Here is a 23,463-nt window from a genome sequence, read left to right on the forward strand (position 1 = left end):
TCGGACACCTCACCAAATTTTATCATCTGAGCTTTAACAAGCTTAACTTAACTCCTAGACCGCACGCCTGCGTGCTCGTTGTCACCCTAAAGGGTGCCCTCTCTGCTAAAGCTCCGAGTCAACCACTCGGACACCTCACCAAATTTTATCATCTGAGCTTTAACAAGCTTAACTTAACTCCAAGACCGCACGCCTGCATGCTCGTTGTCACCCTAAAGGGTGCCCTCTCTGCTAAAGCTCCGAGTCAACCAATCGGATACCTCAGTAATGCTCTCATTTCAGCTTGAAAAATTTTCGCCTGCCAACCCGGAACTGAGGGCCTCTGCCCGTCTGTGGATCAGTTGGCGCAGGATTTTGAGGAGCGGAACTGTACACAAGCAACCCGGAAAAAGCAATTGTCAGGGCCAGCACTGAAAGTAATCATCGATGGCTGCTTCAGGGGCCTCGGGCGGCGCAATCTGGACAGTTCCCAGATACAGGAAGCCGATGATACGCTCGGCATCACTGAGCCCCAGCCCTGCCATGACGTAGGGGTCATAGGCATAGTCGCCAGTTCGCCAGACCGCACCGACGCCCTGTGCATAAGCGGCAGTGATCATATTTTGCGCAGCTGCGCCGGCGGATAGCCACTGTTCAAATTCCGGGACCTTGGGGTTTTCTTTCGGGCTGGCGATCACGACCATGACCATTGGCGCGCGCAGGGGACGCTCGGCAATACGCTGCCGCGCTTTGTCACTGAGTTCGGCACCCTGCTGTTCTTCTGAACGAACAAACAGCTCGCCGAGCGCCCGCCGCCCCTCTCCCTCAATAATGAGAAAACGCCAGGGGCGCATTCTTGCATGATCGGCAGCACGAAACGCCGCTCGCTGAATATTGGCCAGAATGTCACCTTTCGGCGCGGGCTCGGACAGTCTGGGTACTGATACGCGCTGGTGAAGGGCCTGCAATGCATCCATTTTTTTTCCTTACTGCTGTGTCCAGTTTGCTGGGTCATGGACATTTTCGATCAGACATCGTGTAATGACGCGCACTGACTCACTGTACCGGGAACATTATCTTACAGGATGACGCCAAACAGTCTTAAAGAGACAAACCGCATTTTACATTACCAGAGTCTGTTCCGCCTTCTGGTAGGTTTTGCCGGTATTTTATCGCTACTCACGTTCCATCGTGGACTGGAGCATGAGCTGATTGTCACGTTGCCCCTGCTGGTGACCATTGGCTATATTCTGTCTTCCCATTTTGTATTGCAGCGCATCTCGCCGTCATCACGGCCCGGCGTCGGGACGGTTTTATCCTTTATTGATGCGCTGCTGCTCGGTGGCCTGATCTGCCTGATCGACCTGAGCCTTTTGCCTGCTCTGCTGCTGATTATTACGCTGCAGTTTAACGGAATCATTGGTGGCGGTTTCAGGAAATTACGCAATGATAACTTGGCGCTGTTGCTCGGCATTGCAATAACCGCACTCCTGAGATTTCCCCAATGGACACTTTCGGCAGACATCCTGACCGGTCTGCCACCACTGTTGGCGCTGGGGATATATATCTGTATTTACGGCGCCAGCAGTTCCAGGGAAATCGCAACCTTGGGAGAGAAACAGAAAGAGCTGGAAAAAACACAGGTTCAACTGAAACTGAGAAATTACCGCCTGTCAAAATATCTCTCCCCAACCCTGCTGAAGGCCATCCAGTCGGGCAAAGACGTCAAGCTGGAAACCCATCGCAAAAAACTGACCGTATTTTTTTCAGACATCAAGGGTTTCAGCGAACTGGCCGAAGAACTTGAGGGCGATGTGCTGACCAGCCTGCTGAACAACTACCTGTCCGAAATGTCGCAAATTGCCCTGCAGCACGGCGGTACCATCGACAAGTTTATCGGCGACGCCATTATGGTTTTCTTTGGCGACCCCACCAGTAATGGCGTAAAGGCCGACTGTACGGCCGCAGTATCAATGGCCATTGCCATGAAAAAACACATGAAGGAATTGCAACGTCGCTGGGCCAGTCAGGGCATAGAAACACCCATGGAAATACGCATGGGCCTGAATACCGGCTACTGCGCCGTGGGCAACTTTGGCACGGAGAACCGGCTGGACTACACCCTGCTCGGCACCGAGGTGAATCTGGCCAGCCGACTGGAGTCCGCCGCAGAACCCGGCGAGATTCTGGTTTCACACGAGACCTACTCACTGGTGAAAGACCAGATCATGTGCCGCGATATGGGCGAGATTCAGGTCAAGGGCTATCAACAGCCGGTGCGGATTTATTCTGTGGTGGACTTCCGCAAAAATATGGGCAGTGACCAGAGCTACTTCGAGCACATGACCGATGGTTTTTCTTTCTATATGGATATGGACAGAATCCGCCACTACGACCGGGATCGAATCATGAGGTCCCTGATCGAAGCCGCCGCCCAACTGAAAAACAAGAAAAACTACTAATTCCCGCTGCTCGCTCTCACTGCCTCGACAGGCGCACCCTGGGAGGATCGGATTGCACACTGCTGCGATAGGGATTGATCTCCAGCCCACCGCGACGGGTGTAGCGGGCGTAAACCTCCAGTCTGTCCGGCTGACACAACTCCCTGATTTCGGTAAAGATGCGTTCCACGCACTGCTCGTGAAAATCCTGATGATTGCGAAAAGAAACCAGATAGCGCAACAACCCTTCGCGGTCGATTGCAGGACCACTGTAACGAATCAGAATACTGGCCCAATCGGGCTGCCCGGTGACCGGGCAATTGGTTTTCAACAAATGGCTGTAGAGCGATTCGCTGACCACTGTGTGTCCGTCTGCCAGGCCGAGCAGCGAGGGATCGGGGGCATAGGTGTCCACCTCCACCGGCAGGTCATCCAGGCAAATACCGGGCAGTGAGCCGAGTCCCATGTGACGATAACTGTCACCGGGGTGGATCCCTACCAGTATCGGCCCCACCACACAGGCACTGACGTCGCGCTCGATGGTCCGGGCCACCTCTTCCACGGAGCGATAGCGCTCCTGATTCAGCGAGTTGAGATAGAGTTTCAGGGATTTTGATTCAACCAGATTGAGCGTGCTGGCCGGTATCGACAACTCGGCCACCGCCACCACCGGCTTGCCCCGCATATCCAGCCAGGAGAGCTCATAGGCGGTCCAGAGATCCACGCCAAAAAAAGGCTCGGCGTCCAGAATACCCAGTGCCTGCCTGCCCTCTTGCCGGGGAATCGGGTGCAATAACTGCGGACTGTAGCTGGCGGGATAGTCAGTGTCGGCCCCCAGCAATAATTTTTTCTCAGTCACGGCTCACCTCAACTGCGCAATCGTTTGCCCCGCTCCAGCAGGAACAGCGAGAAGAAAAACAGCAGGGCGCAGAAACCCGTCACCATGACAAAGGCCCATGCCACATTAATATCCGAGACGCCCAACAGACCGTACCGGAAGGTGTTGACCATATAGAGCACCGGATTGGCCAACGACACCGCCTGCCAGAAAGGCGGCAACATGCTGATGGAGTAAAACACGCCGCCCAGGTAGGTGAGCGGCGTCAACACAAAGGTTGGAATAATGGAAATATCATCAAAACTGTTGGCGAAAACCGCGTTGATAAACCCCGCCAGCGCGAACAGGACCGCAGTTAAAAATACAATGGCGACTGTTACACCCAGATGACTGACCTGCAGATCGGTAAAAAACAGGGACAGCAGCGTCACAATCATCCCCACAGCCAGACCACGGACCACACCGCCGATCACATAACCCAGCAAAATGATGTAATTGGGCACCGGCGACACCAGCAACTCTTCGATACTGCGCTGGAACTTGGTGCCAAAAAAAGAAGACACCACATTGCCATAGGCATTGGTGATCACCGACATCATGATCAGCCCCGGCACCACAAACTCGATATAGGTGAAACCGGACATCTCACCGATCCGCGGTCCGATCAATTTGCCAAAAATGACAAAATACAGGGCAATCGTAATAGCAGGCGGCAGCAGGGTCTGCTGCCAGATGCGCATAAAACGGCGGACTTCTTTCACCAGGATGGTGGTAAACGCCACCCATTGCTGACCGGCATTCATAACTGCGCCTCCGCCGTTTCATTCCTGTGGGGCTCCACCAGGGAAACAAACAGCTCTTCCAGCCGGTTCGCCTTGTTGCGCATGCTGGTCACATGAATGTCCCGCTCGCTGAGACTGGCAAATAACTTGTTCAGCGATTTCCCCTTCACCACTTCAACCTCAAAACTGTGTTCATCGATCAGCTGCCCCGGATAACCCTCAATGGTCGGCATTCCTGTCAGGGCCTCGCGGGTATCCAGCACAAACACCTCCTTGTTGAGCTGCCGCAACAGCTGCTTGATGGAGGTATTGTGGATGATTTTACCCTGATCAATGATCGCCACGTTGCGGCAGAGACTCTCTGCCTCCTCCAGGTAGTGGGTGGTCAGAATAATCGTGGTGCCGCTGGCATTAATCCCTTTGAGAAACTGCCACATGGAGCGGCGCAACTCGATATCTACACCGGCCGTGGGCTCATCCAGCACCAACAGCCGCGGTTCGTGAACCAGGGCCCTGGCAATCATCAGTCGTCGCTTCATACCACCGGAGAGCATCCGTGAGCGCTGATGGCGTTTTTCCCAAAGACCCAGCTGCCTCAGATATTTCTCAGTGCGCTCATCGGCAAGCTTTGAGGGAAGACCGAAATAACCCGCCTGGGTTTTGACAATATCAATGACCTTTTCAAACTGGTTGAAGTTGAATTCCTGTGGAACCACGCCGATATACTGCTTGGCCAGGGAGAAGTTCCTGTCGATATCCGTCCCGAAAATAGCTATCTCACCAGCCGTTTTTCTCACCAGAGAACAGATGATGCCGATGGTAGTGGACTTACCGGCACCATTGGGCCCGAGCAGCGCGAAAAAATCGCCGGGCTGAACATCCAGGTCGATACCCTTGAGTGCCTCAAAGCCATTGTCATACTGTTTGTGCAAATTGCGGATCGATAATGCAGCAGTCATAGCATCCCAATAGTTACAAAAAAAAGCAGTTACAAAAATAAAAGCAGTTACAGAATAAAAATGCCCGCGCGTCAGCCAAAGAACATGACCGGCTCAGCAGGGGTGATAGTCTAAATGACTTTGCCCGGCGTTTGTCGGTTAACACCAAAAAACCCGGCGCATTAATCTGACATCAGGGGGCGGCGATACTGCACCCGAACAAAGCGACGACCCGGCCAACTATCATCAATGTAAGGATCATCAATGCAATGATTGACCCACCAACCACTCTGGGCCTATTCTGAAGTGGTCATACGCATAAAAACAGCCCGCAATGACCGTCCATACGTTAAATTGGGTATTGCGGCCTCGTCATAAGAAATTGTCACACTGACAGGAAGGCCGGCCATGTTGCTCGACTTGACTGCACTATCGGATAACCGGGAAAGACCGGGACCCAATACCGACCCAAATCCCGGGGTTACCCCATGAGCGCCAACTGGCCCGACGACGAAGCTGGGCAAAACACGCCTCTCCCACCCGCATCAGAACAACCGGGAAGGTGGTCATTGCGCTCCCGCGCGCTGTTGATCACTGCCACCTACGCGATTGTAGCCTCTTTATGGATCTATGCCTCTGACCATGCACTGATGGCATTGGCGGCGGATACCGAAACATTCACCCGCTGGAGTGTGTACAAGGGTATTGGCTTTGTCTCCGTCACCTCGCTGTTATTACTGCTGCTGATCTGGTGGGCCTTCGGTGCCCTGGAGAGGGCCTATGCCGATCTCAAAACACTGAACCAGGACCTCGAAAAAAGGGTCAGGGCTCGCACTAACGAACTGGAATCAGTCGCCACCCGCGCGGAAACTGCCGACCATTTGAAGTCATCATTTCTGGCCACTATGTCCCACGAGTTGCGGACCCCGCTCAATTCGATCATTGGCTTTACCGGTATCATCCTGCAGGGCATGGCGGGGCCCATTACCCAGGAACAGAAAAAACAACTGGGCATGGTCCGCAGCAGTGCCCGCCACCTGCTGGATCTGATCAACGACGTTCTGGATATCTCCAAGATCGAAGCCGGGCAGTTACAGGTTCGACAGGAGCCTTTTGATCTGGCCGATGCAATTGATCAGGTTATCGGGAGTGTTCAGCCATTGGCAGAGCAGAAAGGTCTGTCACTTCACAGGGACATCGCAGCCGGTTTGTCCACCATGCGCAGTGACCGTCGACGGGTTGAACAAATTCTGCTGAATCTGTTGAACAACGCTATCAAGTTCACGGACCAGGGCCGTGTCACGCTGCATGTGGAGTTGGAACCGGCATGGATGCCTCCAGCCACGGTCGATGAGGCAAATAACGGAGCATCACCACGCAGCGAACAGCCGGTGGCGGCTGTTCGATTCCGGGTCACCGATACCGGCATTGGTATCCGACCGGAAGATATAGAGCAGCTATTCCAACCTTTCAACCAGGTCGACACGGGCCTCACCCGCCAACATGACGGCACCGGGTTGGGACTGGCCATCTGCGGCCGCCTGACTAACCTGCTCGGCGGCACGCTAAAGGTCGACAGTCAATGGTCACAGGGCAGTGAATTTACCGTGACATTGCCACTGGAGCTATCATGAAAGAACCCCGCCTCGATATTCTGGTCATTGAAGACAATGAGCTCAACCGCTACCTGCTGACTTTTTTACTGGAACACCGCGGCCACCGCGTCAGATCGGCCACAGACGGACCGGCAGGCATTGCACTGGCGAAGGCGCTGTTGCCCGACCTGATTCTGCTGGATATACAATTACCGACCATGCATGGCTATGACGTGGCAGCAACCCTGCGCGAAGTCGAATCTGTGGGCAGGGTTCCCATTATCGCAGTGACCTCCCACGCCATGGCGGGTGATCGCGAGAAAGCACTGGCAGCGGGCTGTAGTGGTTATATCGAAAAGCCCATCGACCCCGATACCTTTGTCGATGAGGTGGAAAGTGTCTGCCGGCAGTCTCCGGATATGGAAAGTAGCTGATGCCACGGATCCTCATCGTTGATGACCGGGAGGAAAACCTCTATTACCTGGAGACGCTGCTCATCAGCCACGGTTATCAGGTCGATGCTGCCAGCCAGGGCAACGAAGCACTGGATAAGGCGCGCAGCACCCCTCCCGATATGATTGTCTCCGATCTGTTGATGCCCATCATGGACGGTTACACGCTGCTCCAGCAATGGAAATCCGACCCCCGGCTCAAGCATATTCCCTTCATCATCTACACTGCCACCTACACCGAAGAAAGTGACCGCGAACTGGCCCTGGATCTCGGCGCCGATGCCTTTGTCCTCAAATCTGCCGAGCCGGAAGCTTTCCTCAAAGTCCTGTGGCAAATCCAGGATCAACCCCATAGCGCCAAGCCCATTGCGACCAGCCCCGTCGGGCTCGATGAAAACACTATCCTGAAGACCTACAACCAGACACTGGTCCGCAAACTGGAAGAAAAATCCCGTCAACTGGAAATCGCCAACCGGGCCTTGCAGAAAGATATCGCCCGCCGGGAAGCCACGGAAGCCGCGCTTCGGGTCAGCGTGGAGCGATTCCGGTTATTGGCCCAGGCCACCAGTGATGCCGCCTGGGACTGGGATATGCTCAGTGACAATCGCTGGTGGAATGACGGTTTCACACAGCTCTTTGGCCACCGTCGCGCCGACTCGCAACCCGATGACGCCGCCTGGGCGGCGCTGATTCACCCCGATGACCGGGAGGAGGTGTTGACCGGGCGCCAACTGGCCATTTCCCAAAACGGCAACAATCATTGGTCCGCCAGCTATCGTTTCAGATGTGCAGACGGCCAGTGGGCCCAGGTGGAGGACCGCGGTCACCTGATTCGCGATGACCATGGCACTGTCATCCGGATGGTCGGCGGCATGACCGATATCACAAACCGCATCACGATGGAAAAACAACTCCACCGGGCACAACGGCTGGAGGCCCTGGGCATGCTGACGGGCGGGGTCGCCCATGATTTCAACAACCTGCTCACGGTGGTCATGGGCAACGCGCAAATTCTGGAAGACAAACTGGGCGACCACCCCGACCATCAAAGGCTGGCAAGGATGATCACGGAGGCGGCTGAGCGCGGAGCGGATCTGACCCATCGCCTGCTGGCATTTGCCCGGCAACAGAGCCTCACCCCGAGGACCGTGAACCTGAATCAACTGGTACTCGGCATAGAGCCGCTGCTGCAGCGAGCACTGGGCAGCAATATTGTAATCGCCCTGGAACTCGATGCCCGGCTGCCGTCGGTCTACGTGGACCCTTCAGAACTGGAACACGCGCTGCTGAACCTGTGTGTCAACGGACGCAATGCCATGCCGCAGGGTGGTAGCCTGACCATCTCAACAGGCGCCACTCAGGCTAGCGATTCAACCGAGCTGGATTTGAGTTGTGGCCAGTATGCCGTGTTATCGATAACCGATACGGGCACCGGCATAGCCCCGGAGCTTGTGGATCGATTGTTTGAGCCCTTTTTCACCTCTGCAGAACAGGGTGCCGGAACGGGGCTGGGTTTGGCAATGGTACACGGATTTATCAACCAGTCCGGCGGGCAAATCAACGTCCGCTCAAGACCGGGGGAAGGCAGCACCTTCCTGCTGTATCTGCCTGTCTCCGACCAGCCACCGACACCGCTGCCGGTTGATGAGCAACCATCTGAAAATATCGGCGGCAATGAATCAATCCTGTTGGTAGAGGACGACCACCTGGTTCGGAGTGTCGCCAAACATCAGTTGGAGTCTCTGGGCTATCAGGTCATCACGGCAACCGATGGCCAGCAGGCACTCGACCTGTTGCACGAAGGCAATACTGTTGACCTGCTGTTCACCGATTTGCGCATGCCCGGTATGGGCGGCAGACAGCTTGCCCAACTGGCCAGTGAGCTGCGCCCCAACCTGAAGATACTGTTCACCACCGGGTTTGCCGGCCACGACGATGAAGGCGACAGGCCCCAAGGCAACACCAACCTCATCCGAAAACCCTACCGCCGGTCTGAGCTTGCCCAATGCCTGCGCCAGGTACTGACACAGCAGGACAACGCATGATAAATCGCCAATGCCTGAACCCCGCAATACCGGCGGTCATCCGGCGGTCAATAACCGCTGTATTCCTACAAACTGAGCGGCTTTCAAGCGGGCTTGAAACAACCCACACAATACCGCATGCTGGGACTATGGTGGATTTGATCACGGATTATCTTTCTGGCCAAACAAGTCTTTCCGCCAGACAAACATGCGAATAATAAAGGTCTGGTGATGACATTAGGGATCCCCGATAAACGGCTGCTGGTACTCGATGATGATGCCGACGTCAGCTTTACCATCTGCACCATTGCCAAAAGTGCCGGTCACGATGCCCGCGCCACCACCAGTGCGGACGAGTTTCTTCACCTGGTCAAAGACTGGACCCCTTCACACCTGATAGTCGATCTCGCCATGCCGGAAGTGGATGGTGTCGAGATACTGAAACGTCTGGCCGATGCCGCCTTTGATGGCGTCGTGATCGTTGCCAGCGGTCTGGGCAACAGGGTGTTGGAAGCCGCGGGTCGAGCCGCCGCAGAAAATGGTCTCAATGTCTCGGGGGTACTGGGCAAGCCCTTTACCCCCAATCGACTCCGCGAGTTGCTCAGCGACAAAACCCATCAGCCTGCCCTCAAGGCACCCGATAACCGGCCACAGGAATTCCAGCTCACCAGGGAGACCCTCGCCGCGGGCCTGACTGAGCAGCAAATAGGCGTTTACTACCAGCCCAAGGTATCCTGTGCCACAGGAAAATGCATTGGTTTTGAAGCGCTGGCCCGGTGGCACCATCCCAGTATCGGCATCATTATGCCCGACCGCTTCATTCCGCTGGCGGAAGAAACCGGCCTGATCGGTGAACTGACCCAACAGGTATTTGGCCAGTCTCTCCGCTGGTTTGCCGAATCGTTTCGCGGCACCGATACCACCATCGCCCTGAACATGTCCGCCAAGGTGATAGCGGACGCCGGCCTGTCCGAGTGGCTGATGTCCCAGTGTCAGGCACTGGGGCTGGACCCTCACCAAATTGTGCTTGAGATTACGGAAAGCAGCAGCATGGAAAATCCGATCATGATGCTGGAATTTCTGACCCAGTTCCGCATCAAGGGGTTCAGCCTGTCGATCGATGATTTCGGGGTGGGCTACTCATCCCTGATTCAGCTGGCACGGCTGCCCTTCTCAGAAATGAAAATTGACAAAATGTTTGTCATCTCGGCACCGCAGTCCGAGGAATCACAGAAAATTGCGGCAGCGATCGTCGGCCTGGCCAGAGCACTGGGACTGCTGGTGACTGCCGAAGGGGTGGAAGACCAATGGACACTGTCGTTTCTCGCGGAGATTGGCTGCGATACAGCTCAGGGGTATTTTATTGGCCGGCCCATGCCACCAGATGCCATCCTTGAATGGCTGAAGTGCCCTCCAACTGCTAATCGGGGGCATTAGTGCCTATCCCCGGGGATCTCCTTTTCGAATGCCACCCGGATCCAATGTGGATCTATGATCGGGAAACCCTGCGCTTTCTTGACGTCAACGATGCCGCCATTGCCAAATATGGCTATTCCCGGGACGAATTCCTCGCCATGACCATCAGGGATATTCGGCCGGCGGAAGATGTCCCCGGCTTAGTCGAAAACGTTGCTTCCTTAACTCCGGGGTTTAATGAGGCTGGTATCTGGCGTCACCGCCTCAAGTCCGGGGAGATTATCTCGGTGGTGATCACCGCGCACACACTGGACCATGAGGGCACAAGGGCCGAGTTGGTCTCCGCCCGGGATGTCACTCGGTTGCTGGCACTGGAGGAAGATAAAGCCAACTACCTGAAGCGGGAACAGGTTTTGCGGCAGGAAGCCGAGGCTTCGGCCCACCTGTTTCAATCCCTGTTCGAGTCAGCGCCCGGTCAATTTCTGGTCCTGACCCCCGACGAATTCAGGATTGTCGCCGCCAGCGATGCCTATCTCAATGCCACTGGCACCCGCAGGCAGGACATCAAGGGCCGACGAATGTTCGATGTTTTCCCCGACGACCCCGAGGACAGCAAAGCCGACGGCGTCCGGAATCTTCGGGCCTCACTGGAACAGGTCAAAGAGACCGGCATGTCCGACATTCTGCCGGTTCAGCGCTATCCCATTCCCCGCCCGGAAGACCAGGGCGGTGGATTCGCCGAACACTTCTGGAGCTGTGTGAACACCCCCATCAAAGGGGCCGATGGCCAAATTACATTCATTATCCTCAGAACCGAGGATGTCACCGAGTTTGTCTACTCGGTGGAGGGACGACTGACAACCCGGGGATCCACTGCCACTGAGGAACACGACGGCGCCCAACTGGAGCTGGATATCCTGTTGCGCTCCCGCGAATTGAAAATTGCCAACAGCCGCCTGCAGGAACAGGAAGCCAGTCTGCGCACAGCCAAACGCCTGCTGAAGCTGGGGATATGGAAACTCAATCTCGACAGCGATGTACTCAGTTGGTCCGATGATATCTACGAAATGTACGATATCGCCCCCGAGGACTTCGACCACTGCTTTGATGCCTACCTCCAATTGATGCACCCGGATGACCGGCAGGGTCTGGTCGACGAGTTGAACAGTTTTCTGGAAAAGCCCGATGCGCCGCTGCAGTTTCGTCACAGAATCCCCAAACCGGACGGCAGCATTATGCATGTTCAGGGCATGGGGGAACTGGCCAATACCGCCGACGGACGCCTGCTCACCGGGGTGGTACAGAACATTACCGATCAGGTTCTGGCGGACAGTCAATTGGCCGAGGCCTCCAGCCTGCAACGGATTGCAGGGCAGGCAGCCCATTTGGGAGGCTGGCGTTTTGACCTTCAGACAAAAACCATGAAATGGTCAAAAGAGACTGCCGAAATTCACGACGTCGGGCCACAATTTCAACCCACACTGCAGGAAGCCATCAATTTCTATACACCGGAATATCGTAACCGCTTTCGTCGTATCTTTGACGCCTGCGCTGAACGGGGTGAATCCTTCAGTGAGGTGATGCCGAAGATTACTGCCACCGGCAGACCCATCTGGGTGCGCAGCACCGGTGAAGCTGAATACGACGCCGAGGGCAACATCTGTGCTGTGCGCGGTGCCTTCCAGGATATTACCGATCACATCAACGCACGGGAACAATCGAAGACGTTATCTCAACAGCTGGAACAGACCCTGGAGAGTATGAGCGATGGCTTCTTCACCCTCGACAGGGACTTCAATTTCACCTTCGTCAACAACGAATTTTGCCGAATTCTCAACAAGCGCCGGGATGCACTGATTGGCAATAACGCCTGGGAGTGCTTTCCGGCTGCCGCAGATTCTGCTTTCCGCACCGAGTATGAAGCGGCCCTTACAACACAGACGACACGTATGTTTACCGAACGTTACAGCGAACTGAATATCTGGTTGCGGGTAAAGGCCTACCCCTCGATCGAAGGACTCGCCATCTATTTTCAGGATGTCACCCAGGAGCGAGCCAGAGAGCAACACCTGCGACTGCTGGAATCCGCCATCTCCCGGCAAAATGACATTTTACTGATCACTGAAGCAAGACCTCTGGATGAACCCGAGGGGCCCAGAATCATCTATGTCAACGATGCCTTCGAGCGACGCACCGGGTATAGCCGGGAGGAGGTCATCGGCAAAACACCGCGCCTGCTGCAGGGGCCAAAAACCCAGCGGGCAGAGCTGGATCGCATTCGGGAGGCCCTTACCCTTTGGCAGCCCGTGCGTGCTGAACTAATCAACTACACCAAAAGTGGTGATGAGTTCTGGCTGGAAATGGACATTGTCCCACTGGCGGACGAAACCGGCTGGTTTACCCACTGGGTTGCAGTAGAGCGGGATATTACTGACCGGAAAATGGCTGAGCAGGCTGTCAGGCAGAGTGACGAACGATTCCAACTGGTCTCCAAAGCCACCAACGATGTGATCTGGGACTGGGACCTTGTTGAGGACAGCCTGTGGTGGAACGAAAACCTGAAAACCATGTTCGGTCACGACCCTGCACAGATCAATCACGGCCTGGAATTCTGGGTTGAACATATTCATCCGGATGATCGCAATGCCCTGCTCACAGAGCTCTATGCCGTTTTTAATAGCGGTGGACTCACCTGGCAGGGGGAATACCGGTTTCTTCACGCCAATGGCAAGTCGCTGTCCGTGGTGGATCGGGGTTTTATTACACGGGATACCGCAGGCAAGGCCATACGAATGGTCGGCAGCATGGTGGATGTCACCGAACTGCGGGAAATGGATGAACGGCTGCGCCAATCCCAAAAACTGGAAGCGGTCGGCCACCTCACCGGCGGCATTGCCCACGACTTCAACAATCTGCTCACCGTGATATTGGGCAACGCCGAATTCATGCAGGAGCAGCTCGGCGATAAGCCCGATCTGCAACAGTTGGCGGAAATGACCGTCACGGCGGCGGAACGAGGAGCGGAGCTCACCAATCGCCTGCTCGCCTTTGCCCGTCGTCAGGCACTGCAACCCAGGCGGGTGAACATCAATAAACTGGTGACCGACACCCTGGGATTACTGAAAAGAGCCCTCAGCGAGGATATTGAATTGACGTTTGTCGAGACCGGGGAACTCTGGGCTGCCGAAATTGACCCGGGCCAACTGGAGGTGGCACTGCTCAATCTTGCCATCAACGCGCGCGATGCCATGCCAGAGGGTGGCAGGCTGTTGATTGAGACGGCCAACACGCTGCTGGATGAGACCTATGCACAGGATCAAGTGGACGTAATCGCCGGTGAGTATGTGCAGGTGTCGGTATCCGACAGCGGCACCGGCATGGCTGCCGATACTGTCAGCCAGGCCTTCGATCCGTTTTTCACCACCAAGGTGATGGGCAAGGGCAGCGGTCTCGGTCTCAGTATGGTGTATGGCTTTGTCAAACAATCCGGCGGACATGCCAGGATTTATTCAGAAGAGGATGAAGGCACCGCGATCAGGCTCTATTTCCCGCGTGCGATCGCAACAAATGAAGTCCCCTATGAAGCACCCCGGGAGATCGAGCCCAGGGGTGGCACAGAGCATATTCTGGCGGTGGAGGATGACGACCAGGTGAGAACCTATGTCACGACCCTGCTGGAGAGCCTCGGCTACCGGGTCACAGCTGCCCATTCCGGTGCAGAGGCGCTGGATATCCTGGCGCAGTGCCAGGATATTGACCTGTTATTTACCGATGTGGTGATGCCGGGCGGCATCAATGGTCGACAGCTGAGCGAACAGGCACTGCGCATCCACCCCGACATGAAGGTATTGTTCACCTCCGGCTACAGTGAAAACGCCATTATTCACAATGGTCGGCTGGACAGGGGCGTGCAGCTGATCAGCAAACCCTATCATCGCGAGCAATTGGCGGTGAAATTGCGAGAGATACTGGATCCCGCCTGACCCCCTTGCCCCGACCGCCGCTTCAGAGCCTGACACTTAGTATTTAACACAGTTGCGACCGCTGCTCTTGGCCCGATACATGGCTTCATCAGCCCGCACCACCAGCACCTTTCGGGTGTCCCCCTTGCGCCACTCGGCGACACCCACGCTGATCGTGACCCCGCCGAGTTCACCAAAATCGAGCGCTTCGACATGGGCTCGCAAACGCTCTGCCAAATGGACACCATCGTTCAGTGTGCTGTTGGCCGCCAGCACAATAAATTCCTCACCACCCCATCGCCCCAGATTATCGGACTCGCGCAGGCAACCGGTCACCTCATGGGCGATCACTTTAAGCACCCGGTCACCCGCCTCATGACCGTGCACGTCGTTGAAATGTTTGAAATTGTCGATATCAAATAACAGCAGGGTGCAGGGCCGGGTATAACGGCGGGCGACAGCAATCTCTTTTTCCAGCTCTTGCTCTATCCGATAGCGATTCCACGTGTCGGTCAGCGAATCCGTGGTTGCCAGGGACGCCAGATATTGGTTGGTCTTGCGCAGACGCTCGTTGAGCAGATCCACCTGGTGGATAAATATGATGATTGAGATATTTTCCGACAACTCCCTCGCCAGTCTTATTTCGATCGATCGCCAGGGAACGCTCTGTCCGGCCACCTGCTCCTCCCAACGTTCAAAAGACCTCCGGGGATTCATCACAGCCCGACCATCGACCACCACAGGTTTTGGTTCCGGTGACCCGGCCCAGTAGCGCACCTGCTGCTGTTCTTCGCGGAAAAACAGCAGCCAGCCCGGTGGCGAGACAGCTGTCAGCGGCAGTGCCAGCATGCCGGCGAGATCCGCGAGCCTCCCTACCTCCATCAAAGCCGTTTCATTCAGGAAATCACTACTCCAGGGCACATTGCCGTGATGTTCGGCATTGAGTTGATTGACGATGCGCGACAAGACCTCAGGGGCCGGCGTATGCCCGACATGACTGAGCTTTTTCTGGTACATCAATGCCACACCGTCGGCGTTGAACAAATCCATCCATCGCTCACCGTATTCATCGATCAGTTGATCCGGTTTGAACATTTTGCCGGGATGATCCACCAGCAGCATGCGGTTTTCCAGCACCCGCCTCGCATAGTGCGCATCCTCCCGTTCCTGTAACAGAAACAGACGCTGGGTCGCCATACGTACCAGTGTGAGCGCGGCATCGCGCAATGCGGGCGATAATGGCGTCGGCTGGTGGGCATGGCAGGCCACCAGCCCCCAAAGCCCATCTGCGCTGTGTATTGACAAGGACAGGGAAGCACCCACCCCCATGTTGGCCAAATACCCCAGATGGGCAGGTGAGACCGCACGGAGCATACCCGGCGATAGGTCGAGGGGCGGCTGCCCGGCCGAGGGCTCACAAAACAGCAGGGGCACCGGCTTTGCTGTTGCATCGGGGATACTGCGCACCGGATTGACACTGTAGAGCCTGCGAACCTGTTCCGGGATATCCGTGGCCGGAAAATGGTGGGAGAGAAAGCTGGTTGCCCCGCCTGCACAACTCTCGGCGACTACCGTGCCATGCCAGTCGCGATCAAATTGGTACACCATGACCCAGTCGTGACCGATTAACTGGCGAATCCCGCTCACCAGGGTATCCAGCAGCTCTTGCCGGGTTTCCGCCTCGGCAAGCCGTGCCAGCCATTGATTGATTCTTGCCAGAATACGCCGCTGCCTGAGACGCGGCACCGGTTCGACCTCGATGGCCACATAGTGGTCATCGCGCCAGGCACTGAGCTGAAAGACCTTCACGACCCCATCCACAAACCAGCGGATTTCGTGAACCACCAGCGGCCTCTCTTCCGACAGCGTATTCAGTTCATCAATCATGCCCTGAAAGGTGGGCCCAGTTTCCATCCGCGCGGATTGCTGTGCCAGCACATCAAACAGGAAAGCCCCCAGCACCGTATCCACCGGCAATCCCAGCACGGACTCAAGGTTCGCGCTGACCTGAACAATACGGTGGCTCTGCTCATCAACACACAGCAGACAACCTGCCGGCTGAATAGCCCCTGGAATATGCACCGGTTCACTGGCGCAATGCGCCAGGGCCTGGTCCAGTTGCGGAGAGTGATGCAAGCTCAAAGAATACCCGCTCCGTTCAATGGCTCTGCCTGATCAGATAAAAATCCAGATACCCACCGAGAGATCGAAATGTCTCAATGGCTGCCTTCACAACGTCGTCGGCAGAGTGAGAACGCCGGGATACGCATGCGATAACACGCTGCAGCCTCGCCCACTCACCATGCCGGAACAATTGTAAGTATTGGACACCGTCAGAGCCACCCAGTGCCCATTCATCCTGTGGCAATTTATTCTGCGGTAATTTGTTCCGGGGCAATTGACACTCTGACAGCAGGCGGGCCACCCGGGGCGAAATCACTCTGCCACCCTGGGTGGCCCCCTCCAGCACATAGAGCACACCGACAACCCGATCTGCTGTCGATAAATCCGGCAGAGGTAATAATGGCAGCTAACCGGTGTCCAGATCACTGATCAATCGATCCAGATCCACCATCAGTAATGCCGACCTGGACAGGTAGCGATAACCCTCCCGCTGACAGCCAACCGGCAATTTCCCCTCCAGCTGAGGCTCAAGCTGTCGGTAGAAAGCGAGCAAGGCCCGCAAAAAACTCAGATAGTCCTGCAGCACCAACTGATCACTGATCAGTGAGTGCAATAACGGGTGGCACTCCAGGCTTGTGTGCTCGTTGCGGGTGGCATCGCGCAGTGTGGCAAGCAAAGTATTCGGAGCCATCCGGGATGCTTGCGGCGGGTTCATCATTCATGTTCCTGTAACGTCAGGTCGGAAGCAGACGAGGACGTTGTCATGATAGGCTTTTTAGGCAGGTTTGACAGGGGTCCGCAGGAGAATTAAAGCATGCTGGGGTGAACAGGACCCACAACAAGGCAAAAGGCCAAAAAAAAACAGGGCCAGTGATTTGCATCACTGGCCCTGTTTTAATAATGGAGCGGGAAACGAGGCTCGAACTCGCGACCTCAACCTTGGCAAGGTTGCGCTCTACCAACTGAGCTATTCCCGCATTTTATCCCTTCAGGATAAAAGTGGCGTCCCGTAGGGGAGTCGAACCCCTGTTACCGCCGTGAAAGGGCGGTGTCCTAGGCCTCTAGACGAACGGGACACAAGGTTCTCATCAAGAGAGGCGCGCATTCTAAGAAGCGGCATGTGCCCTGTCAACCCTGCATTCTGTTTTTCTCGGCGGCGGCGCAAAAACCCCCGACACCAGCCCGGCGACAACCTATGATCTGGATTTCAGGACGGCTCCAATTTCAGGGAGGCCGAATTCACACAATAGCGCAGTCCGGTTGGCTCCGGACCGTCGTCAAACAGATGTCCCAGATGAGCGCCACAATGCGCACAGGTGATCTCGGTGCGGCGCATGCCATGGCTGGTATCGGAATATTCATCGATAGCGTTCTCATCGATGGCCTGATAAAAGCTCGGCCAGCCGGAACCGGAATCATACTTGGCCGCAGCATCAAATAGCGACTGGTGACAGCATTTACAGTAGTAGATTCCGGCGGCCTTTTCGTCGCAATAGGCCCCGGTAAAGGGGGGCTCAGTGCCCTTCTGACGACAGATTCTGAATTCGTCAGGGGTGAGCTGTTCGCGCCACTGTTCATCGTCAAATTGTCCTGTGTTCGCCATTCTCGACACCTCAGAGTTTTCTTATTTATGGCAGGGTTTTGATATACAATCAGTTTTTATCCAAATTGGACAACCAAAAACAATACTTTATGCAACATATCCAGAAGTCAAACAAGCTGAATAACGTCTGCTACGATATTCGCGGCCCGGTGCTCGACCACGCCAACCGGCTCGAGGAAGAAGGCCTGCGTATCCTGAAGCTGAATATCGGCAACCCTGCCCCGTTCGGTTTTGAAGCGCCCGACGAAATTATTCACGACGTCATTCACAACCTGGCCAAGGCCCAGGGCTACTGCCACTCCAAAGGCATCTACAGCGCCCGCAAGGCCGTCATGCAACGCTGCCAGTTGATCGGTATCCCGAATGTCGACATCGACGATATATTCCTGGGCAACGGTGTCAGCGAGCTGATTGTCATGGCCATGCAGGCACTGCTCAACAACGGTGATGAGATTCTGGTGCCGGCGCCGGACTACCCCCTGTGGACAGCCGCCGTGAATCTGGCCGGGGGCAAGGCGGTTCACTATCTCTGTGACGAAGCCAACGAGTGGCAACCGGACATCGAGGATATCGCCCGCAAGATCACACCGAATACCCGGGGCATCGTGGTGATCAATCCCAACAACCCCACCGGGGCAGTTTACTCCGAGGCGGTTCTGCAGGAGATTGTCGAACTGGCCAGGCAACATGACCTGATCATTTATGCCGATGAAATCTATGACCGCATTCTCTACGATGATGCGGTACACGTGCCGCTCGGCAGTCTGGCCACCGACGTGTTGTGCATCACCTTCAACGGCTTGTCAAAAGCCTACCGTCTGGCGGGTTTCCGTTCCGGCTGGCTGGTGGTGAGCGGCGCCAAACATCGCGCCCGCAGTTATATCCAGGGCATTGAGATGCTGGCATCCATGCGGCTGTGTGCCAACGTACCGGCCATGTATGCCATCCAGACCGCGCTGGGCGGCTATCAGAGCATCAGCGACCTGGTGGCACCGGAGGGCCGTCTCTACCAGCAACGCGAAAAAGCCTGGTCCCTGTTGACCCAGATACCCGGTGTCAGCTGTGTCAAACCCAAAGCGGCGATGTACCTGTTCCCCAAACTGGACCGGGAAATTTATCCGATCGAAGACGACGAGCAATTGGTGCTGGATTTATTGCTGGAAGAACGGATCCTGCTGGTGCAGGGCACCGCTTTCAACTGGCCGGATCCCGACCATTTCCGCATCGTATTCCTGCCGAGGGAAGACGATCTGGAGGAAGCCATCGAGCGGCTGGCCCGCTTCCTGGAAAAATACCGTCTCAATCATCCGGTGACAAAGGTAAAACTGGCTCAGGTGGCCCCCTGACCGATCGGATAGAGAATCCTGTCCCGGTAGCCGGTCAGCACCGGGACGTAACCCGCCAGCTCCCGATCCAGTTGTGGATCGTTACTGTCCACCATCAGGGGCCTGCCCCCGAGTTCGGTGATTTTGGTTTTGGTCGCCACAACAATCAGGTTATCCCGACCAGCCCGCCTGATAATGGCAGGTGTCAATTGCTGATTGCCGCGACCCAGCAGCATGCCCTGACCGCCAATTGGCGTAATGATAATACTCACCGGACCGCTGAATCCCCCCAGCGCCTGTTCGATTTGTCCGGCTGAAACATCCCCAGCCAGCAACTGCCTATTCCTGACCATATCCACACCAAGCAGTGTGTTATCGAGCCCCATTGCCGCCATTAGCCCCGCTGTGGTCGAGCCGGGACCGACCAGATAGAGTGTGTCATCCTCCATTTCTTCCATCAGGGTATCGGCTATTTCATCAACCACCAGCGCCTCCACTTCCCGGCCGCCATCCTTGACCTGTTGCATAAAACGTCCTTCTTCCGGCACCAGTAACTCCCCGTAGTAACGGGACATGACCCGGCCCTGGCGAAAGGCGTCCTCATCGATATCGCGCACTTCCTGCCGGCGAACATCCACGAGGTCAGCACGAACCAGCCGACAGACCACCTCACCTGCCGCCTCCGGTGTCATGGCATACACACCGGAGTGCATCTTGACCCCGGCTGGCACGCCCAGTACGGGCTGATGCGGAGAAACCGCGTTGCAAATATTGCGTGCCGTGCCATCGCCGCCAACAAACAGCAGCAAATCCACGCCTTTGTTTTCCAGCACTCTGGCCGCCTGTTCGGTGTCCTCCGGCCGGGTATTCAGGGGATCCGTTTCACAGACCAGTTCGGGGACAAAACCACATTGCCTGGCCACAGACTCCCCCATCAGGCCGGGACAGGTCAGCACCGATACGGCATCACCACCGAGTGTATGGAAGATCACCTCCAAGGCTCTGGCGGCACGCTCTGGAGCACGCAACCCGGCCCCGTTTCTGAAGGCTTCGGCAGCGGCCTCGCCATCGCTACCCTTCAACGCCGCGGGACCACCGATGCCTGCCAGCGGATTGACGATCAAGCCGAGTGTGAACATGGCGACTCCTAAATGTGCCTCTGCAAATTTAACCCCAAGGCTTGCCTTACAGGGTAATCATGGTATGTTTTGTCAATCTGACCACCACCAGTGAGCAAACATGGATCAGCCGAACGACAAGCCTGATAAAAAGGCCAAATCACCTGATTTTCACGGTGCGGCCCTGATTGATGACAACGGTCGGGAAATCCCGATTACGGAAGCCATGGTGCAGAATGCCATCAGCGATCTGAACCAGAAAGTAGCCCCCTCGTCCAAAAGAAAATCCCGCCCTTAGGCAGTAGTAAATCCCAGTGTGGCCAACTGGCCGGCCAGATATTCGTCACTGTCCACGCTCACACCGAAATGCTGAAATTCCCGACGTGCGGGATAGGTTTTCCGCAGCTGGTCAAACCCCAAGCCGACTGCTGCGGCATCCCCGGCTGACAGCAGTACCTCACGCATACGACGGTCATCGTCTGCGATGTCGTAAACAGCCAATATCGCCTCCGCCAGAGACTTGGCACTGAGCCACTGGACAGACTCATCCCGCCCGGGTTTTGCCGGCGAGGGTTGCCCCAACCACTGACAAAATGCCTCGCACACCATGTATGTACCATTGATTTTGCCGTCTTCGCTGTACCCGGCAATGTGCGGCGTGCCCATGGTAACCTGCTCCAGCAAGGGCAGAGAGATCGCCGGCTCTGACTCCCACACATCCAGCACAACCTGCCACTGCTCGCCACGATTCAACCGCAACAGGGCCGTATTATCCACCACTGGTCCCCGCCCGGCATTGAGCAACAGCCCGCCGGGCGCAAAATTCATCAGCGCCGCCTCGTTCAGCAGGTGGTGGGTCGGATAGGGTCCACCGGTAGTCAGTGGAGTATGCAGGCAGAGAATATCGGCTTCGAGCACCCGCTCAAAGGTAGTCAGCCCCCCGATAGTTGCGGTGTTGAGAAATGGGTCGTAGCAGCGGCAATCAACGCCCAGCTCCCGCAGGGTGCGGTAGAGCCTGCCGCCCACATTGCCGCAACCGACAATGCCCACCGTTTCCCCGAGCCAGCCGGGACGCAGACGACACAGAGCCGAGAGCACGTATTGAACCACCGCATTGGCGTTGCAACCCGGCGCACTGGCAAACTGAATGTTTCTGGACGCCAGATAATCCATGTCCACATGGTCGACACCTATCGTGGCAGAACCGACAAATTGTACCGGGCTGCCCTCGAGCAGCGCCCCATTGACCGGGGTGACCGAACGGACCAGTAACACATCCGCATCCACCAAATGCGCCGCCGTCAGCTCGCGGCCAGGACAGGTCACCACCTCGCCATAGGGCGAGAACAGTTCCCTCACCAACGGCATATTGTCATCGGCAACAATTTTCATCGGGTGTGTAATGCCTCCTTCACGACGTGCTGCGCCTGCCCCCCGGCGTGCGCGAGTCTTGCAGCGCGATTTTTCAGTGTAGCGCCAAGCCCCATTCGCTGACAGAAGTCATCCAGTTTATCCAGTGCGATCGGGGCACATTGCAAAGCGGGCTCGCCAACGGGTGCGTCCAGGGCTATTCGGGTCAGGGATCGGGCCATTAGCAGTTGTTGACGGTGGACGGCAATTTTTTCGGGCAGCTGCTTCGCGCCGCGCAGGGGCAGATTGGCGATGTCAGGTCCCGCCGCAATCAATCCATCCAGCGACGCGCAATGTGCCAATAATTCAATGGCCGTTTTTGCCCCCACCCCCGGTAAACCGGGTATGTTATCTACCCTGTCACCGACCAGCGCCAGATAATCTGCCAGTTGCTCCGGCCAGACCCCGAGTTCTCTTTTGATGGCAAATCGATCCCTGGCTGGCGTACGGCCAACATCCCAGAGTAGCACATCGTCGTCCAGCAACAATTGGGCAAGGTCTTTATCGCCACTGATCACCGCAATCGGGTGGCCGCCACTGCGCCCCCGTTCAGCCAGGGTGCCGATAATATCATCCGCTTCGTGGGTATCACTGGCCAGGGTCGAAATGCCCAGGATGGTCGTCACCTCGGCGCAGGCCCGCAACTGAAAGGCAAGTGCGTCGTCGGGCAGCTCGCGATTGGCCTTGTAATCCGGGTAAATCGTATTCCGGAAACACTGGCCCAGACTCTCGTCAAAGGCCACTGCCATAAACTGCGGCTGTACCTGCTCGAGCAGGCCCAGCAGGAAACCGAGATAACCGTACACGGCCTGAGTGGGATAGCCTTCCCCGGAATACCAACGCGGTGGCAGCGTAAAATAATGGCGAAAAATATAGATGGAGGCATCTACCAGATACAGTGGGGGCTTTCGTGCCGCCATCAGATTCTCAGCGAGTCGACACGGTAGTGGCAGGAATCCAGGTAATCAAGACCTCCGAACACCTCCGACAGCGAAGCGGCGAACAGCGCTGCCCGCGCAGGTAAGCTGCCGACACACCAGCTGTGCGCCTGCTCCGCCACAGCGGCGGCGAACGCGTCGCTGGCACCGATCTCTGCGGACAGGTTATCGGCGCTGATCTGAAAGCGGTGCCCTGCCGCTACGGAAAATATCCATTCCAGTGCCTGGGGCTTGACCTCCACCCACTCAAAAGCACTTTGTTCACTGGCGGTGCGGCCATCGGGCCGGTACCAGTAACCAAAATCCACCCGTTGACGACGCTGCTCACCGGCAATACACCAATGGGCAATTTCATGGAGGGCACTGGAAAAATAATCCTGCCGGAAAATCAACTGATGACAGTCACCCACCCCCTCGGCAGGCAGATAAACCGGTTCCTCGCCGCCCCCGCTCAACAGGGTATTGCAGGAGCTGGCAAACAGATCGTTGAATACTCCCATCAACTGACACGTCCGGGG

General features: G+C 56.2%; 20 protein-coding genes and 2 tRNA genes. 8 read left to right on the forward strand and 14 right to left on the reverse strand.

Annotation, left to right across the window (positions count from 1 at the left end):
* Positions 1-398 precede the first annotated feature (398 nt).
* Positions 399-956 (reverse strand): nitroreductase family protein, encoded by a 558-nt coding sequence (locus tag QZ516_RS12255; RefSeq protein ID WP_297190290.1) that lies wholly within the window; start codon positions 954-956, stop codon positions 399-401.
* A gap of 108 nt (positions 957-1,064) precedes the next feature.
* On the opposite strand from QZ516_RS12255, the gene QZ516_RS12260 reads away from it, so the two are divergent.
* Positions 1,065-2,441, forward strand: coding sequence for an adenylate/guanylate cyclase domain-containing protein (locus QZ516_RS12260; RefSeq protein WP_297190293.1), 1,377 nt, complete (start codon positions 1,065-1,067; stop codon positions 2,439-2,441).
* Positions 2,442-2,457: 16 nt separating this feature from the next.
* On the opposite strand, the gene queF is transcribed toward QZ516_RS12260, so the two are convergent.
* Genes queF through QZ516_RS12275 form a run of 3 tightly spaced genes read right to left on the reverse strand, consistent with a single transcriptional unit; the run spans position 2,458 to position 4,999 of the window.
* Positions 2,458-3,279, reverse strand: coding sequence for an NADPH-dependent 7-cyano-7-deazaguanine reductase QueF (queF, locus tag QZ516_RS12265; RefSeq protein WP_297190296.1), 822 nt, complete (start codon positions 3,277-3,279; stop codon positions 2,458-2,460).
* Positions 3,280-3,287: 8 nt separating this feature from the next.
* On the reverse strand, positions 3,288-4,061 hold the full coding sequence (locus QZ516_RS12270; RefSeq protein WP_297190299.1) for an ABC transporter permease: 774 nt from the start codon (positions 4,059-4,061) through the stop codon (positions 3,288-3,290).
* Positions 4,058-4,999, reverse strand: a complete 942-nt coding sequence (locus QZ516_RS12275) for an ABC transporter ATP-binding protein (protein WP_297190302.1) — start codon at positions 4,997-4,999, stop codon at positions 4,058-4,060. Before QZ516_RS12275 ends, QZ516_RS12270 begins: the two co-directional genes overlap by 4 nt.
* 467 nt (positions 5,000-5,466) lie before the next feature.
* Between QZ516_RS12275 and QZ516_RS12280 the strand changes: the two genes are divergently transcribed.
* The 5 genes from QZ516_RS12280 to QZ516_RS12300 all read left to right on the forward strand — a co-directional run bounded on the left by QZ516_RS12280 (position 5,467) and on the right by QZ516_RS12300 (position 14,448).
* Positions 5,467-6,612 (forward strand): ATP-binding protein, encoded by a 1,146-nt coding sequence (locus QZ516_RS12280; RefSeq protein WP_297190304.1) that lies wholly within the window; start codon positions 5,467-5,469, stop codon positions 6,610-6,612.
* On the forward strand, positions 6,609-7,007 hold the full coding sequence (locus QZ516_RS12285; protein WP_297190307.1) for a response regulator: 399 nt from the start codon (positions 6,609-6,611) through the stop codon (positions 7,005-7,007). The genes QZ516_RS12280 and QZ516_RS12285 overlap by 4 nt, the downstream gene beginning before the upstream one ends.
* Positions 7,007-9,070, forward strand: a complete 2,064-nt coding sequence (locus QZ516_RS12290; RefSeq protein ID WP_297190310.1) for a response regulator — start codon at positions 7,007-7,009, stop codon at positions 9,068-9,070. Before QZ516_RS12285 ends, QZ516_RS12290 begins: the two co-directional genes overlap by 1 nt.
* Before the next feature lie 210 nt (positions 9,071-9,280).
* Positions 9,281-10,486, forward strand: a complete 1,206-nt coding sequence (locus tag QZ516_RS12295) for an EAL domain-containing response regulator (RefSeq protein WP_297190312.1) — start codon at positions 9,281-9,283, stop codon at positions 10,484-10,486.
* On the forward strand, positions 10,486-14,448 hold the full coding sequence (locus QZ516_RS12300; RefSeq protein ID WP_297190315.1) for a PAS domain S-box protein: 3,963 nt from the start codon (positions 10,486-10,488) through the stop codon (positions 14,446-14,448). Before QZ516_RS12295 ends, QZ516_RS12300 begins: the two co-directional genes overlap by 1 nt.
* 36 nt (positions 14,449-14,484) lie before the next feature.
* Here the strand turns inward: QZ516_RS12300 and QZ516_RS12305 are convergent, their stop codons facing one another.
* The 6 genes from QZ516_RS12305 to msrB form a co-directional block, all read right to left on the reverse strand.
* Positions 14,485-16,569: a sensor domain-containing diguanylate cyclase gene (locus tag QZ516_RS12305; RefSeq protein ID WP_297190319.1), complete on the reverse strand. Its 2,085-nt coding sequence runs from the start codon at positions 16,567-16,569 to the stop codon at positions 14,485-14,487.
* Between the two features lie 16 nt (positions 16,570-16,585).
* Entirely contained in the window at positions 16,586-16,906 is a 321-nt protein-coding gene (locus tag QZ516_RS12310) for a hypothetical protein (protein ID WP_297190323.1), read from the reverse strand.
* A gap of 51 nt (positions 16,907-16,957) precedes the next feature.
* On the reverse strand, positions 16,958-17,269 hold the full coding sequence (locus QZ516_RS12315; protein ID WP_297190326.1) for a biliverdin-producing heme oxygenase: 312 nt from the start codon (positions 17,267-17,269) through the stop codon (positions 16,958-16,960).
* A gap of 183 nt (positions 17,270-17,452) precedes the next feature.
* Positions 17,453-17,528: transfer RNA gene (locus QZ516_RS12320), tRNA-Gly, on the reverse strand.
* Positions 17,529-17,551: 23 nt separating this feature from the next.
* Positions 17,552-17,627, reverse strand: a tRNA-Glu gene (locus QZ516_RS12325).
* 131 nt (positions 17,628-17,758) lie between these two features.
* Complete coding sequence (gene msrB / locus QZ516_RS12330; RefSeq protein ID WP_297190329.1) at positions 17,759-18,154, reverse strand: peptide-methionine (R)-S-oxide reductase MsrB; 396 nt, start codon at positions 18,152-18,154, stop codon at positions 17,759-17,761.
* Positions 18,155-18,243: 89 nt separating this feature from the next.
* On the opposite strand from msrB, the gene QZ516_RS12335 reads away from it, so the two are divergent.
* Positions 18,244-19,500, forward strand: coding sequence for a pyridoxal phosphate-dependent aminotransferase (locus tag QZ516_RS12335; protein ID WP_297190332.1), 1,257 nt, complete (start codon positions 18,244-18,246; stop codon positions 19,498-19,500).
* Here the strand turns inward: QZ516_RS12335 and QZ516_RS12340 are convergent.
* Positions 19,485-20,618, reverse strand: a complete 1,134-nt coding sequence (locus tag QZ516_RS12340; RefSeq protein ID WP_297190335.1) for an ATP-NAD kinase family protein — start codon at positions 20,616-20,618, stop codon at positions 19,485-19,487. The two genes, QZ516_RS12335 and QZ516_RS12340, sit on opposite strands and share 16 nt — an antisense overlap.
* A gap of 100 nt (positions 20,619-20,718) precedes the next feature.
* Between QZ516_RS12340 and QZ516_RS12345 the strand changes: the two genes are divergently transcribed.
* Positions 20,719-20,895: a PA1571 family protein gene (locus QZ516_RS12345; RefSeq protein WP_297190337.1), complete on the forward strand. Its 177-nt coding sequence runs from the start codon at positions 20,719-20,721 to the stop codon at positions 20,893-20,895.
* Here QZ516_RS12345 and QZ516_RS12350 read toward each other — a convergent pair.
* Genes QZ516_RS12350 through QZ516_RS12360 form a run of 3 tightly spaced genes read right to left on the reverse strand, consistent with a single transcriptional unit; the run spans position 20,892 to position 23,445 of the window.
* Positions 20,892-21,989 carry a 4-phosphoerythronate dehydrogenase gene (locus QZ516_RS12350; protein ID WP_297190339.1) on the reverse strand — a complete coding sequence of 366 codons (1,098 nt, stop codon included), beginning with the start codon at positions 21,987-21,989 and terminating at the stop codon, positions 20,892-20,894. The genes QZ516_RS12345 and QZ516_RS12350 overlap by 4 nt on opposite strands.
* Positions 21,986-22,927, reverse strand: a complete 942-nt coding sequence (locus tag QZ516_RS12355) for a 5'-3' exonuclease H3TH domain-containing protein (RefSeq protein ID WP_297190340.1) — start codon at positions 22,925-22,927, stop codon at positions 21,986-21,988. Before QZ516_RS12355 ends, QZ516_RS12350 begins: the two co-directional genes overlap by 4 nt.
* Entirely contained in the window at positions 22,927-23,445 is a 519-nt protein-coding gene (locus QZ516_RS12360; protein WP_297190342.1) for an elongation factor P hydroxylase, read from the reverse strand. Before QZ516_RS12360 ends, QZ516_RS12355 begins: the two co-directional genes overlap by 1 nt.
* Positions 23,446-23,463: the final 18 nt, after the last annotated feature.

Source organism: uncultured Porticoccus sp. (assembly GCF_913061305.1).
Taxonomy (GTDB): Bacteria; Pseudomonadota; Gammaproteobacteria; order Pseudomonadales; family Porticoccaceae; genus Porticoccus.